Annotated in this window: 13 protein-coding genes; 4 read left to right on the plus strand and 9 right to left on the minus strand. The window is 40.5% G+C overall.

All coding sequences use genetic code 11. The annotated features are described in order from the left end of the window. From L1267_RS15990 to L1267_RS16000, 3 genes are all read right to left on the minus strand, one after another. Positions 1-1569, minus strand: a 1569-nt coding sequence (locus tag L1267_RS15990; protein ID WP_235383413.1) for an AbgT family transporter, incomplete at its 3' end; no start/stop codon positions are given. A 77-nt stretch (positions 1570-1646) separates the two neighbouring features. Further along, positions 1647-1946 carry a hypothetical protein gene (locus L1267_RS15995; RefSeq protein ID WP_138557731.1) on the minus strand — a complete coding sequence of 100 codons (300 nt, stop codon included), beginning with the start codon at positions 1944-1946 and terminating at the stop codon, positions 1647-1649. Positions 1947-1953: 7 nt separating this feature from the next. Then, entirely contained in the window at positions 1954-2214 is a 261-nt protein-coding gene (locus L1267_RS16000) for a DUF3081 domain-containing protein (protein ID WP_135926344.1), read from the minus strand. Positions 2215-2403: 189 nt separating this feature from the next. Between L1267_RS16000 and L1267_RS16005 the strand changes: the two genes are divergently transcribed. Next, on the plus strand, positions 2404-3270 hold the full coding sequence (locus L1267_RS16005; RefSeq protein WP_328247986.1) for a TlpA family protein disulfide reductase: 867 nt from the start codon (positions 2404-2406) through the stop codon (positions 3268-3270). 78 nt (positions 3271-3348) lie between these two features. Next, positions 3349-4629: a flavohemoglobin expression-modulating QEGLA motif protein gene (locus L1267_RS16010; protein WP_135926346.1), complete on the plus strand. Its 1281-nt coding sequence runs from the start codon at positions 3349-3351 to the stop codon at positions 4627-4629. A gap of 119 nt (positions 4630-4748) precedes the next feature. Here L1267_RS16010 and L1267_RS16015 read toward each other — a convergent pair whose 3' ends face one another. The 5 genes from L1267_RS16015 to L1267_RS16035 form a co-directional block, all read right to left on the minus strand. Further along, on the minus strand, positions 4749-5966 hold the full coding sequence (locus L1267_RS16015; protein WP_235383414.1) for a type III PLP-dependent enzyme: 1218 nt from the start codon (positions 5964-5966) through the stop codon (positions 4749-4751). A gap of 370 nt (positions 5967-6336) precedes the next feature. Continuing rightward, positions 6337-7140, minus strand: coding sequence for a DUF1338 domain-containing protein (locus L1267_RS16020; protein WP_135926348.1), 804 nt, complete (start codon positions 7138-7140; stop codon positions 6337-6339). A 40-nt stretch (positions 7141-7180) separates the two neighbouring features. Then, a complete protein-coding gene (gene astD / locus L1267_RS16025) occupies positions 7181-8653 on the minus strand; it encodes a succinylglutamate-semialdehyde dehydrogenase (RefSeq protein ID WP_235383415.1) in 1473 nt (490 codons plus the stop codon). A gap of 18 nt (positions 8654-8671) precedes the next feature. After that, complete coding sequence (gene astA / locus L1267_RS16030) at positions 8672-9706, minus strand: arginine N-succinyltransferase (RefSeq protein WP_135926350.1); 1035 nt, start codon at positions 9704-9706, stop codon at positions 8672-8674. Positions 9707-9753: 47 nt separating this feature from the next. Continuing rightward, on the minus strand, positions 9754-10959 hold the full coding sequence (locus tag L1267_RS16035; RefSeq protein ID WP_135926351.1) for an aspartate aminotransferase family protein: 1206 nt from the start codon (positions 10957-10959) through the stop codon (positions 9754-9756). Between the two features lie 203 nt (positions 10960-11162). Here L1267_RS16035 and L1267_RS16040 point away from each other — a divergent pair, with 203 nt between their 5' ends. Continuing rightward, positions 11163-11591: an Lrp/AsnC family transcriptional regulator gene (locus L1267_RS16040; protein ID WP_135926352.1), complete on the plus strand. Its 429-nt coding sequence runs from the start codon at positions 11163-11165 to the stop codon at positions 11589-11591. Between the two features lie 71 nt (positions 11592-11662). After that, positions 11663-12826 (plus strand): cellulose-binding family II protein, encoded by a 1164-nt coding sequence (locus L1267_RS16045; RefSeq protein WP_235383416.1) that lies wholly within the window; start codon positions 11663-11665, stop codon positions 12824-12826. On the opposite strand, the gene L1267_RS16050 is transcribed toward L1267_RS16045, so the two are convergent. Then, positions 12823-13746, minus strand: coding sequence for a hypothetical protein (locus tag L1267_RS16050; RefSeq protein ID WP_199527766.1), 924 nt, complete (start codon positions 13744-13746; stop codon positions 12823-12825). The two genes, L1267_RS16045 and L1267_RS16050, sit on opposite strands and share 4 nt — an antisense overlap. Positions 13747-13768 lie beyond the last annotated feature (22 nt).

Below are 13768 nucleotides of genomic sequence, written 5' to 3' on the forward strand. Positions count from 1 at the left end.
AGGGCCAACAGGGAAGCCCAGTACAAATACCCATAAGTAGAATAACGCCACCCAACCAACAAAGAAGATCATACTGTACGGAAGCATGGTCGCAACCAATGTACCAATACCCATGTCTTTCTTATACTTAGTTGCAACAGCCAGTATCAAGCCAAAATAGCTCATCATTGGTGTAATAAGGTTAGTAACTGAGTCACCAATTCGATACGCCGCTTGAATAGTTTCTGGCGCGTAGCCAATTAGCATTAACATTGGCACGAAGATAGGTGCAGTTACAGCCCACTGCGCTGAAGAAGATCCCAAACTTAAGTTTACCAATGCACACATTAAAATGAATAGCACGAATACTTCTGGACCTGTTAGGTTTAGAGCTTGTAACAGAGCAGCGCCGTTAATCGCTAAAATTGTGCCTAGGTTAGTCCATTTAAAAAAGGCAACGAACTGCGCGGCAAAGAAAACCAGCACAATGTACATCCCCATCGAGCTCATGCTTTTACTCATGGCATCAATGACATCTTTATCGTTTTTCATAGTGCCAACAACACGGCCGTAAACAAAACCCGGAATACCGAAAGTAACAAAGATGAATACCACAATGCCTTTTAAAAATGGTGAGTGTGCAACAAGGCCTGTTTCTGGGTTACGCAAAATGCCGTCTTCAGGAACAATTGTCCATGCAAGTAATAATGATACCACTAACAGTGACACACCCGCCCACTTAAGGCCTGATTTTTCTTTATCGGTTAAACCTGCAATGTCATTTTTAGGTAAATCATTGCTTGCTTCATCTGGGTTGTATTTGCCAAGGCGTGGCTCAACGATTTTCTCGGTAACGAACGTGCCTAAAATGGCAATTAAAAATACTGAGATCATCATGAAATACCAGTTTGCTTCAGCGCCAACTTGGTAATTTGGATCAATCATTTGTGCTGCAGGTGTAGTAATACCAGCAAGAAGAGGGTCAATGGTGCCTAGCAATAGGTTGGCACTGTAACCGCCTGAAACACCTGCAAATGCTGCAGCAAGGCCCGCAAGTGGGTGGCGACCAAGGCTGTGGAATATCATGGCTGCTAGTGGAATCAGTACGACATAACCAAGCTCTGATGCTGTATTTGATAAAATCGCAGCAAATACCACCATGAAAGTAACTAGGCGTTTAGACGCGCCCATTACCATGCCTCGCATAGCTGCAGAAAGTAAACCTGAGTGCTCTGCAACACTCACACCTAATAAAGCAACCAGTACTGTGCCAAGTGGTGCAAAGCTTGTAAAGTTTGTAACAAGACCAGTGACGATACGCTGTAGGCCTTCGGCACTGAGCAGGCTGACAACTTCAATAACACCATCGGGGTCGCGTCCAGCAGCGCCTTCTGGGCGTGGGTCGATGGCACTTAAACCATACCAATCTGCAATGCCACTAAATACAATAATAGCAACACAAAACATTGCAAATAATGTGATTGGGTGGGGGAGCATATTACCCAAAAATTCAACGGTGGCTAAAAATCGGTTAAACAACCCATTATTGCCACCCTCATGGGTGTTGTGAGAGTTTATAGTTTTTGACATGTCCAGTTCTCGTTATTTCAAAATGGCGCTAACCTAGCATTTTTTACCGGACAGATCATGTTTTAGCGGTGGGAAATCTAATAGGTACGTTCCAATACGCCCTTATATAGCAAGGGATAGCGGCGCAAACGCTTACCAATGTAATCATCGGCTAGAATTTGCGCACAGATTTGCTCTACATCATTCGTTGCTTCAAACACCCAATCAAAACGCTCAATAGCAAGTAAAAAACCTCGTTTAAGAAACTGTTGCTCACGATAGTAGCTAAGATTGTCGCGAATAATATCTAGCTTACTTGGGTCATTTTTTAATTCATTAATAACCTGATTGATAAATGCAACTTGCTGCTTGGATTCAGCTTTTACCCGTCGTTTCATTACTTATTTATAGTTCCTGCTCTGCGATATAAAGCACTTTCTTCATAAAGTCTTCTTTGTTTTTTTCGTGTTGATAGTCAAGGTGATAGGTATTATGAAAACCAAAGCGAAGTAATACACCACTGCCTTTTAGATAGACTGTATATCCATCGATATCAGAAAAAGCGCAAATACCTTCGTAAAGCTTTCCATCTTCATGGTCTTCACCGTGTTGAATGATTTTTTCATACACAGAAAGAATTAATTTACCGTCTAGTTCATTTTTCATGATGACTCCTTTTTAATGTAGTACGTTGCATATCTATAAAAAGTTTAGTGCTATTTTTAATGTTTTGAGTGTTTCTATGGCTTAGTTTGCGATAAATCATTAAATCTGCATTTAGCCAGCAGATGTCGAAAATTTACAATATTTTGTCTTACCTTAAACTTAAAATTGGTTTTATTTGAGGGACGCACAATGAGTTATAAATTAATACTACTGATACTACTAACAGGCTTGTTGCTTGTAAGCCAAAGCATATCAGCAAATACAGCCCCCCTTGTTTTAGAAAATGAAACAGGGAAAATAGTCAAACTTGAAAGCTACTTAGGCAAAAAACCAGTTTACTTAAAGTTTTGGGCTACTTGGTGCAAGCCATGTATGGAGCAGATGCCGCATTTTCAGCATGCTTACGAACAGTATGGCGATAAAATTCAATTTGTAGCAATTAATATCGACCTCAATGATGATGCACACGCTGTTGCTAAGGTTAAAGAGCGTTTTTCACTTAGCATGCCATTATTTACCGATCATACAGGCCGGGTTGCTAAACATTATGAATTTATGGGCACCCCTTTTCATGTGTTAATTGATAGCGATGAAAAAGTTATTTTTCAAGGCCACGAAGCTGATAAGCCGCTTGATAACACGTTACGTTTGTTGTCACACAATGGTAAAGTTGAAAAAGTGCGATTACTAGGTGAAAAGCAAGGTAAAGCGGCTCCTTTGGTTATTCCGAATAAAGGCAAAAAAGCAGTGCTATTCACCGCAACATGGTGCGACTGGTACTTAGCTGACACTCGTCCTGCAATGGCAAAGCAGTGTGAATTAGCGCAGCAACATGTTAATCAGTTGGCAAAGCAAGGAATAGATGTCGAGGTTAAAGTGAGTCAGTTATGGACAGATCAAAGTGCAGTGCAAGAATATATTGATAAATTCTCTGTAACCATGCCAGTTTCAATCGATTATGGAAATGAGTTATTTATCGAAAATGGCATTAATTCGGTACCCAGTTTACTTCTTTACAACGATGGAAAAATAGTCTCAACACAGGCTAAATTTTAATAAAAACCGTGTGATTTTGCTTTGTAATTATGCAAATTTAGCCTATGCTCAAGGCTCATTACACAGTGAGCCTAGAGCATGATAGATAAGGCATTATTAGCAAAAACACGCGAGTTATCTGACCGATTAATCGCACTGCAAACACCCATTCGTATCCTTGATGCGATCAACTGGGATAAACAAATCAAAGAAGAGTTTTTTAAGCATAAATGCCAGAAAAACCCAACAGTTGATCAAGCCTATTACCAACAGCGTGACCTTGGCTTTGTACCAAGCGAACTGCGCCGTGCGTTTTCTGATTTAAATCGCGATATCATCAGCCAACTAGGGCAACTAAACCCGATTGCGCAATACATGAGCAAGATGTGTACTGAATATAAAACCGTACTTAGTATGATTGAGTATCGTGGTACCCCTGAATTTCATGATCTGTCTGTAGAGCTGTTCGGTCATCCTAAAGATTTATTCCATGCTGGAGAGCCGTCACTTTCAGAGCTTGCAACTATGCTTGAGCAGCCACTAAAGAGTATGCTTGATGCCGATATCTTGCCTGATGATCCAAAAAATATAGATGCAGAAGACGCGGTGAAAATTCTAGCAGCTCAAGTGTCTCAAACGATGCCAGGCATTGATGTTGAGGTCATTCTGAGTGATGGTATCGTCAGTGATGCCGCAGCTGGTGCAAATAATATTAAACTTAATCAAGATGTTAAGTTCTCTCAGCGTGAGCTTGATATTCTTGAAGTGCATGAAGGCTGGATCCATGTGGGTACGACGCAAAACGGTCTTGCTCAGCCATATTTAACCTGTTTAAGTAAAGGCACACCGAGCTCTACCGTCACCCAAGAAGGCCTTGCGGTGTTGACCGAAATTATTACCTTAAAGTCGACGCCACGACGTTTAGCAAAATTAGTGAACCGTATTCAAGGTATTACTAAGGTTATTGATGGCGCTGAGTTTGTTGATATTTATCGTGACTATGTAGCGCAAGGTTTGAGTAAAGACGACAGCTATACACTCACACAACGAGTGTTTAGAGGCAGTACAGCAACAGGCTTACCTTTTACCAAAGATATCGCCTATATCAAAGGTTTCGTGTTGGTGTATAACCTTATACGAGTTGCCATTCAGTTAGGTCGAATTGATCAATTGCACTTGTTATTGGTCGGTAAAATTTCGATTGATGATTTTAGACTGATATCACAATTGCATGATCTAGGTGTGATTGAAGACCCTAAATTTATTCCGCCACACTTTAAAGACTTACGAGGCCTAGCAACATGGCTGAGCTTTGGCCGTTTTATTGGTAACTTGTCGTTTGAGCAATTAGAAAACGATTACAAACCACTCTTTATTTAAGACCAACCTGCAATAAGACTTAATTAAGCGAATTGGTATAAAAAAATGCAGCTGGAATGAGCAGCTGCATTTTAAGAGTTAAAGCATGTTGCCTTACATGCTTTTAGTCGAGGAAACGATTAACCGGTGAGTGCGTCAACCTGTACTACATCATTCAACACGATAACTTCTGCACGTTTGAAGAAGTTAAAATCTGTTGCGGTTGCTAATGTGTAAGCACCCATCATACGGCTGATGATTAAATCACCATTGTTTAATTTTGGTAGCATGATTGACTCACTCACTACGTCGATGCTATCGCAAGTTGGGCCTGCTAACACTGACTCAACACGTTCGTTTGATTGTTTGAACGAGTCGATAGGGTACGAGGCTTCATCAAACAATAAACCACTGAATGAGCCGTAAATACCATCATCCAAGTAATACCAAGGTTTGCCATCACGTACCGCTTGACCCATTACCGATGCAACACTGGTTACAGCACTAGCAACAATAAAACGACCCGGTTCAGCAATTACGCGAACTGTCTCTGGTAACTGCGCTAAGGCATCATTAATCGGCGCACAAAATTCATCAATTGGCAGCACGTCTTTGTGATATGGCACTGGGAAACCACCGCCGATATCAAGCGTGCTAAGCGCAGGTAATCCTAATGCGGCTACATCGTTAATCACTTGGTTACATGCAGCAATGGCAGTGACATATTTAGTTGGACTCGCTGTTTGTGAACCAACATGGAACGACAGCCCTTTGATACGAATACCTAATTGTTGCGCGTAGCTAATAATCTCAATGGCCATTGCTGGGCTACAACCAAATTTTTTCGATAAATCAGCGAATGCTTCCGCATTACGAAAACTTAAGCGAACAAGTAACTCCACCTGGTCTTTGTATGCAATGAACTTTTCTAATTCATTGATGTTATCAACCACAAACACATTACAACCGTATTCAAGTGCATCACGGATATCACGATCACGTTTGATAGGGTGCGTGTGAATAGTACGATCACTTGGTACGCCTTGGCTGGCGACTAAGTCTACTTCACCGCTGGTTGCTAAATCAAAGCTGGCACCTTCTTCTAAAAGCGCACGAACAACCGCAGGATGAGGCAGTGGCTTTAATGCAAAGTGTAAAACAACGCCAGGTAAAGCACGGCTCAATGCACGGTATTGATGACGAACAGATTCACAATCTAGCACCATTAATGGCGCGCCATGTTGTGCAACAAGTTGCTCAATAAATTGGTTTGATGGTTGTGCAATTGATTCATTTGCAGCAACCGACGCTGCAGGTACTTTGATTGTTAAGTCTTGTGTAAGGGTTGAAATAGCCATTTTACTCTCCGGCAATTAAGCAACTGCCCGGAAAAAAATGGAAGTCCGAGTCAGTTGAGTGTTATTAAGCGCACAGTATGTTCTGTGCAATCAAATACACTCTTGGATAGTTGCTCTATCGCCTTGCTACAAACAGTGTTTGTAATGTACTCGGATTGGCTATCATCAAGAAGCGGCGTGATAATAGATCTGCTTTTTTATTTGCGCAATAAAAAATTTCAAAAACAGAAATATATTTTTAACCTGTTGATTTTTAATTAATTATAACGATTTAAATTTTTGATACTCTAGAGAAACAGATTTTATTAAACGAAAAAAATCCCCAAAAAAGGGGATTTTTTAATTATTGGTTTAGCTAACAAGCCGTTACTTATCGAGCATTGGTGCTCTCAAAAATTTTGTCGGCAGATGCTGCTACAAAGCCTGTGTAAAGCTCGCCATCTGGTTTTGCATAACGTAGTGCGAACTCATAAAAACAGCTTGGTACAGCCATTTTGCCATCGCTGAATTCCACTTCGCTGTCATCAGCAAGGGTTGAAGATTGCTCAAGCAATACCTCAGGCGAACCTTTGATTTCGCCGCCTGATGTATTCAATGCAAACCCAGCATCTTTAAGTGCTTGGTTAACACTTTCGATATCATCGAATTTTGCTAATTCATTGATGCTCACAGTAAAGTGATTAGCACGGTAACCCCACGCCGACATCCACGCTGCATATTCGCTTTCTGCTAACAGCTTTTTGTAAGTGTCTGAACTTACTTGCCAGTGCGTTCCAGAGTAAAGGAAGTTATCAGCTGTTACTGCACTTTCGTCAATCTGATCAACCATGTCGTTCACAATAGCTTGTAATTCTTCTGAGCATTGCTCAACAAGTAATTCAGAGATAAAAACTTTAGGTTGTTTAGGATCTGAATGTTCGAAGTGCTTTGCGTATAGTTTTTTCGCTTCGAAATGATACTCGCCGCATTCTTTGTAGCCAACAGCTAAAAAGTGCGCAGCTAGTTTTTCTAAACCGATTTTTTCGTGATTAAAAGTACGTAAAGCGATGTGATCGTTAATCACGTCATCTTTTTGTGTAGAGCCTAGTAGCTCGTGTACTTTTACTGCCGAAGGCGTAACTGATAAATAGTTTTCCCATAGATTTTCAAATAGGGCGTTTACATCTGTGTGCATGTTTAATTCCTTCAATTAAGGCGGCAAGGCCGCCAATCAATTATTCAATAATTAAGCCCGGCGCAAGGGTCTGTGGTAAGTTAACTTTATCGGCTTCAACAGAAGCAACAGGGTATGCACAGTAGTCAGCAGCATAATACGCGCTTGCTCTGTGGTTACCACTGGCACCAATACCACCAAACGGTGCAGCGCTTGATGCGCCTGTAATTGGTCGGTTCCAGTTAACGATACCGGCACGAATACGTTTTAAGAAATGCTGGTAGTCGTTGCTATCATCACTTAATAAACCTGCAGATAAACCAAACGAGGTGTTATTTGCTTCATTAATCGCGCTATCAAAATCTGTATAACGATATACCTTGATAAGAGGACCAAAATGCTCTTCATCTGGCATATCTTTGACAGCAGTAACATCAATAATACCTGGGCTTACAAAACCTGTGCCCGGCTCGAGATGCTTAAGCTCAACAAGAGATGTCGCTCCCATATCAAGTAACTGCTGCTGAGCTGCAACCATACCTAGTGCTGCTTTTTCGCTGATCATTGCACCCATAAATGGTTGATCTTCGCTGAAGCTGTCTGCCACTTTGATGTTTTTTGTTGCAGCAATTAATTTTTCTAAAATTGCATCACCATTTGCTGAGTTCTCAATAAATAAACGACGAGAACAGGTACAACGTTGGCCTGACGTAATGAAACCAGACTGAATAATGTCGTGAACAGCGGCACTTACATCTGCGACATCTTTTACGATCAGTGGGTTATTACCACCCATTTCCAGTGCTAAAATTTTACCTGGGTGACCTGCAAATTGTTTATGTAATAGGTGACCTGTATTTGAGCTACCCGTAAAGAATAAACCATCAATATCTTGGTGAGATGCAAGAGCAATACCTGTCTCTACTTCACCTTGAACAAGGTTGATGACACCGGCTGGTAAGCCTGCTTTTAGCCAAAGTTTTAAGGTGAACTCAGCAACATGAGGCGTTAGTTCTGATGGCTTAAATACAACCGTATTACCCGCTAAAATAGCAGGAACAATATGGCCATTTGGTAAATGACCTGGGAAGTTGTATGGGCCAAACACCGCAACAACACCATGTGGCTTGTGACGAATAAATGCTTTAGCACCCGGCATAGGGTTTTCTGTCGTACCCGTGCGCTCATGGTATGCCTTAATAGAGATAGCAATCTTACCCGTCATTGCACCTACTTCAGTACGTGTTTCCCAAAGTGGTTTTCCTGTTTCACGGGCGATAATAGTCGCAAACTCTTCGCTGTTTTCTTTAAGCTCGGCTGCAAAGTTTTCAAGAATAACAATACGATCTTCAAGGCTCATATCAGCCCAGCCAAGCTGTGCATTGCGGGCTGCTTTAATTGCATCAGCTACTTGTTCAGCGGTGGCGGTTTTACCTTGCCAAACAACCTCGCCATTACTTGGGTTGATTGAACTAAAATCATGACCAAGGCCAGCTTGCCATTGGTTATCTATAAGTTGAGTTGTTACACTCATTTTAAACTCCTTAAGTGGTTACAGACGGAAGAACCGTGCTGCATCCCCTTGTTTTAATTTAAGTGCTTCTGCCACTTCCTGGCTGACGATTAAGGTGTGCTTAGCGTGATTGTAATGAGCATGTTTAGTAAAAGTGGCTCTAAAGTCATTCACGCCTTGATTACAAATTGCCAGTGTGTCTGAGCATTTCTCATTGATATGATCAAGTTCACCTATAGTAATAGGGCATACTTGTGACTCTCGAACACTGCGAATATTACCAAGTTTTGCCTCTACAGTTGGTCCTGCATCGAATAGGTCGACGTAACCACGATGCTCAAACCCTTCTTTTTCTAAAAGTTTCAGTGCAGGTTTGGTTTTTTCATGAACCTGACCAATGACAGCTTGTGCTTTTTTGCTAAGCAGGTTGGCATAGATAGGGTACTTAGGCATTAACTCACTGATAAACACTTTATCGCCTAGGCCAACTAAGTGATCAGCTTGTGGAAATTCAATGCTAAAGAAGTGTTCTTGTAGCCATTGCCAAAAAGGTGAGTGACCGTCTTCATCACTTACACCTCGCATTTCTGCAATGATGGTATCGGCAAAACGCTCACTATGTTGCGCCATAAACAAAAAACGCGAACGTGATAAAAAGCGACCAGTTAAGCCTTTTCTGTTTTGCTCACGCAAAAACAATGTACAAATCTCAGAGCAACCGGTGTAATCATTACACATGCTCAAGATATCGACAGTATTATAAACATTTAGTGTAGGGGAGTGATGAACGGTTTTTCCTAAGTGATAATGGTACAAAGGAACCGACATACCCACAGCGGCTTCGATAGCTGTTGTGCCAATAACGTCACCGGTCTTGCTGTCTTCTAGTACAAATAAGTAGGTTTCGTCTTGTGGTTTATTTATATCTTTAGCAAAACTGCGTTCTGCGCGTTCGATTTTTTGTTGTAATAAATTATCATCGACTGGCAGTGAGGTAAAACCATGGCCTGACTCGATAGCAATTTGTTTCAACGCAGCAAAATCATTTGCTGTGATAGGACGTAATACTTGCATTAATTGCACTCCAATGGCGCACACTTAAAAGCATGCGCCAACTAGAATTAACCGTTTACAACGTCTGCAACCGCTTTTTCAAAGCGAGCTAAACCTTCTTTGATATCTTCAAGTGGGATCACTAAAGATGGCGTAAAGCGCACAACGTTTGTACCAGCAACAAGGCTCATTAAGCCATGCTTTGTGCTTGCAACTAAGAAATCACGTGCACGGCCTTCAAATTTACTATTTAGTGCTGCGCCTAATAAAAGACCTTTACCACGAACTTCACTAAATACATCATATTTGTTGTTGATTGCCGTTAAGCCTTCACGGAAAAGCTGTTCACGCTCTTTCACACCAGCAAGTACTTCTGCTGTATTTACGGTATCAAAAGCAGCTTCTGCTACAGCACATGCAAGTGGGTTACCACCGTAAGTAGAGCCATGTGTACCAACTTTTAGATGCTCTGCAATACTAGCTGTTGTGATCATCGCACCAATTGGGAAGCCACCGCCTAATGCTTTAGCTGTTGTAAGAATATCTGGAGTTACATTAGTACCTTGGTATGCGTATAAATCGCCTGTACGACCAACACCTGTTTGTACTTCATCAAAAATAAGTAAAGCATTGTGTTTATCACATAATGCACGTACACCTTCGATAAACTCGCTTGTAGGTGAAATAATACCGCCTTCACCTTGCAGAGGTTCCATCATCACTGCACATGTATTGTCACTGATAAGTGCTTCAAAAGCTGCTAAATCGTTATAATCACAGTGATCGATTGCAGCTGGCTTAGGACCAAAACCATCTGAGTAAGCGGCTTGACCACCTACGGTAACGGTAAAGAATGTACGACCGTGGAAGCCCTTGTTGAACGCGATGATTTGATTTTTTTGCTCGCCGTGTACATCTAATGCCCAGCGACGCGCTAATTTTAATGCTGCTTCGTTAGCCTCTGCGCCTGAGTTTGCAAAGTACACTTTATCTGCAAACGTTGCGTCTGTTAATTTTTTAGCTAAGCGCAGTGCAGGCTCATTGGTCATTACGTTTGATAAGTGCCAAATTTTTTCGCCTTGCTCTTTTAGGGCATTGACAAGAGCTGGATGACAATGACCTAAACAGTTAACGGCAATACCACCTGCAAAATCGATAAATTCTTTACCGTCTTGATCCCAAACACGCGAGCCTTGACCTTTTACAGGGATCACTTCTGATGGGTTGTAGTTTGGTACCATTACGTCGTTAAAAAGTTCTCTTGTTACTTGCATTTGTTGCACCTAAATCTGGCTTAGTATGAAAAAAGTATATTGCGAAAATTAGATCAGTTAAGCCGTTCCTGCCTAATTAAGCACGATGAGATTATTTTTCTTATCTATTTTTCTTATTATCTTGGTTAGGAACTTAAATTTGCAGTGCTATTTTGTGAAAAATGACTAAAATAAAAAGCAAATTAACGATGAAAGTGAACAAAGTGATAACTCCTCAAGATGAAAAGCTCTTATCTATCTTAAGAACTAATGCCCGCGCTAGTATTTCAGACTTAGCTAGAGCGCTTAATCTCTCTCGCTCAACAGTACAAAGTCGTATGTTAAAACTAGAAGAGTCAGGTGTAATAAAAGGCTACAGCGTTGATTATGGAGATGCCTACTTGAACCAAATGGTGTCAGCGCATGTTTCAATCAAGGTTAAACAGAAACTCACCACTAAAACTAACATAGAGCTAAAGCAGATAGATGCTATTTCACAGCTCTATGCAATTAGCGGTGAATTTGATTTGATTGCTGTTGTACAAGCCCAAAACCTTGAAAAGCTGAGCCACCTTTTAGATGACATTGGTAACTTAGATGGTGTTGAGCGTACGACCTCGTCGGTGATTTTAGAGACAAAATTTAAGCGTTAATTGTTTAGCAAGTAAAAATGCGCTTATTGTCTATAATAAAATTAATTTATTAGTTGTTTAGGCTGATATTAATGCTTGCTTCTTTTTTGCTTTCTCTCACTGTGGCTCAACCGCTTCAGATAGGAACGAATCTGCCAATTAACGTACCTCATAATGCAATAAGTCATGTTGAATGTATATTTAAGCAAATCAATGTGCCATTTAAGTTACATAAGCTACCTTGGCTCAGAGCAAAAAGGGAAGTGCAGTTAAATCGGCTCGATGGTTACTTTACCGCAAACCTGTTATCGCAAATGCAAGAGTATGGTGAACTTTCTGCACCTATGTATTTAGAAAATTGGTACTGGTTTACCCATGCAGATTCAGCGACGATCGCTGAAGAAGACCTTCGTTATGGGGTTGTTAGGGGAAGCCATCAGGCTGACTGGTATCAACTAAGCAATAAAAATATTGAAGTAGAAGTTAACACCACACATGAACTACTGAAAGTATTTAAAAAGCAGCGTATAGACAGAATTTTGCTTGATTTAGAAGAATTTGAATACAACGCTGTGCAACTGCAAATAAAACCTGACGAGTACGCGCAGGCATTTTACCGCTATGTTCCACTTGGCTTATTTGCGGCAAATAAAACGCTCAAGGAGTTTCCTGAGTTTTTAAACATATTTAATAGCTACATAAGTAGCTGTTCACAAAACCCCTTCATATTGTCAAAAATTGAAAAACTAACATTAGTGAAAGTGCTCCTAGAAAAAATACAGCATTTAGCAAGCTCAGAACAGGTGCAACAAGCGGTAATAAAAAGTAATGAAGAGCCAATTGAAATCAAACAGTTAGAGCAGATTGATCAGCAGTGGGCTAAGCAAGTTATTGACAATAAACCAATACTTGCAGAGCGCTTTCTCAAACTTGAGGGTTCACAATTCTTACAAGTGTGGCAAAAGCAAATGCAAGGCCTAATTACAGAAATAATCGTCACCGATAAACAAGGCAAGAATGTCATAATCAGTGAAGTCACAACCGATTATTGGCAGGGTGATGAAGCTAAGTTTTTAAATATGTATTTGCAAGATGATGACTACTACATTGACACGGTTGAGTTTGATGAGTCGACTAAGCACTTTCAGGTGCAGTTTAGTGTACCCATATTGGATGATGAAAATCAGCACATTGGTGTGCTGATTTTGGGAATCGATATTGAAAAGGCACTTTCAAATAAAGTAAGTAGCCCTTAGTGATTAGGTTTAGGCGCTTTTCGGATGACTTTTTTCTCAACCTTATCAAGTTCAATCACATAAGCGTTGCCACCAATACCTTTAAATTCTTCATCAGTGAAAACAATCGTATTGTCATCATAAAAAGTAATCGCTTCTTTTTGGGTCACGATACCTAAATCTATAAGCGAAACGTCGCCAGAGAAAAACTTATCACCTTGAAAATTCTCAAATAGCCAGATGCTAGTTGAATCTAACAGTACTAACTTGGAGCGGTCTGGGCTAAGTGCTGCAGAAGTGATCCAACAGAGTTTTTCCATGGTGGTGCAGGTTTTAAATGAGTCAATTAGCTCTGCATCAAAATTAGCGGCATGATCGCCTACTTTATATACTTTGGTGATACCATCAAATGGTTCTGTTCTGTTTTTAGTGAATAAATAGAGGTGACGACCGAGAGCTACAAACGCTTCCAAATCAAAGTTTCTTTGATCTGGAGTAATGGGGTTACCATCCATTTCTGGATAGGTGAACTTGATAATTTCGGCTTCAGTGGTGTCGCCTTTGATATCAATAGGGTTTTCGATTTTATAAATGGTTAACCACTTTCTATCATTGTTATTATTGCCGAAGTCGCCTAAAAAAAAATGACCAAATTTATTTTGTGTCATATCTTCCCAATCAATGTTTTTGGCATTTGTCACTAAGATTTCTTTAGCAATAGAGCCATCTTTATTGAGCCGATAGAGCTTCGGTTGGTCACCACTGTCGTTAATAGCCCATAGCCGTTTATATTTATCAAATTCAATTCCTGAAATTTCTTTCACTTTAGGGTCAACAGTTAAACGCTTTTTACTGTAAAGCGTGTAAATTGAAGAGGCTACAAAAATTCCCATCAACGTGATGGAAAACAGTAATATAGATAATAGGCTTTTTTTTAACATTTAAGGCACATATTTGGAAAAG

This window comes from Pseudoalteromonas sp. OFAV1 (genome assembly GCF_021532595.1).
GTDB classification, from domain to species: Bacteria; Pseudomonadota; Gammaproteobacteria; order Enterobacterales; family Alteromonadaceae; genus Pseudoalteromonas; species Pseudoalteromonas lipolytica_C.

Excerpts from the sequence above, each read along its gene's own strand:
- L1267_RS15995 (WP_138557731.1), bottom strand. The coding sequence starts at position 1,946 with ATGAAACGACGGGTAAAAGCTGAATCCAAGCAGCAAGTTGCATTTATC.
- L1267_RS16000 (WP_135926344.1), bottom strand. The coding sequence starts at position 2,214 with ATGAAAAATGAACTAGACGGTAAATTAATTCTTTCTGTGTATGAAAAA.
- L1267_RS16005 (WP_328247986.1), top strand. The coding sequence starts at position 2,404 with ATGAGTTATAAATTAATACTACTGATACTACTAACAGGCTTGTTGCTT.
- L1267_RS16010 (WP_135926346.1), top strand. The coding sequence starts at position 3,349 with ATGATAGATAAGGCATTATTAGCAAAAACACGCGAGTTATCTGACCGA.
- L1267_RS16015 (WP_235383414.1), bottom strand. The coding sequence starts at position 5,966 with ATGGCTATTTCAACCCTTACACAAGACTTAACAATCAAAGTACCTGCA.
- L1267_RS16020 (WP_135926348.1), bottom strand. The coding sequence starts at position 7,140 with ATGCACACAGATGTAAACGCCCTATTTGAAAATCTATGGGAAAACTAT.
- astD (WP_235383415.1), bottom strand. The coding sequence starts at position 8,653 with ATGAGTGTAACAACTCAACTTATAGATAACCAATGGCAAGCTGGCCTT.
- astA (WP_135926350.1), bottom strand. The coding sequence starts at position 9,706 with ATGCAAGTATTACGTCCTATCACAGCAAATGATTTTGCTGCGTTGAAA.
- L1267_RS16035 (WP_135926351.1), bottom strand. The coding sequence starts at position 10,959 with ATGCAAGTAACAAGAGAACTTTTTAACGACGTAATGGTACCAAACTAC.
- L1267_RS16045 (WP_235383416.1), top strand. The coding sequence starts at position 11,663 with ATGCTTGCTTCTTTTTTGCTTTCTCTCACTGTGGCTCAACCGCTTCAG.
- L1267_RS16050 (WP_199527766.1), bottom strand. The coding sequence starts at position 13,746 with ATGTTAAAAAAAAGCCTATTATCTATATTACTGTTTTCCATCACGTTG.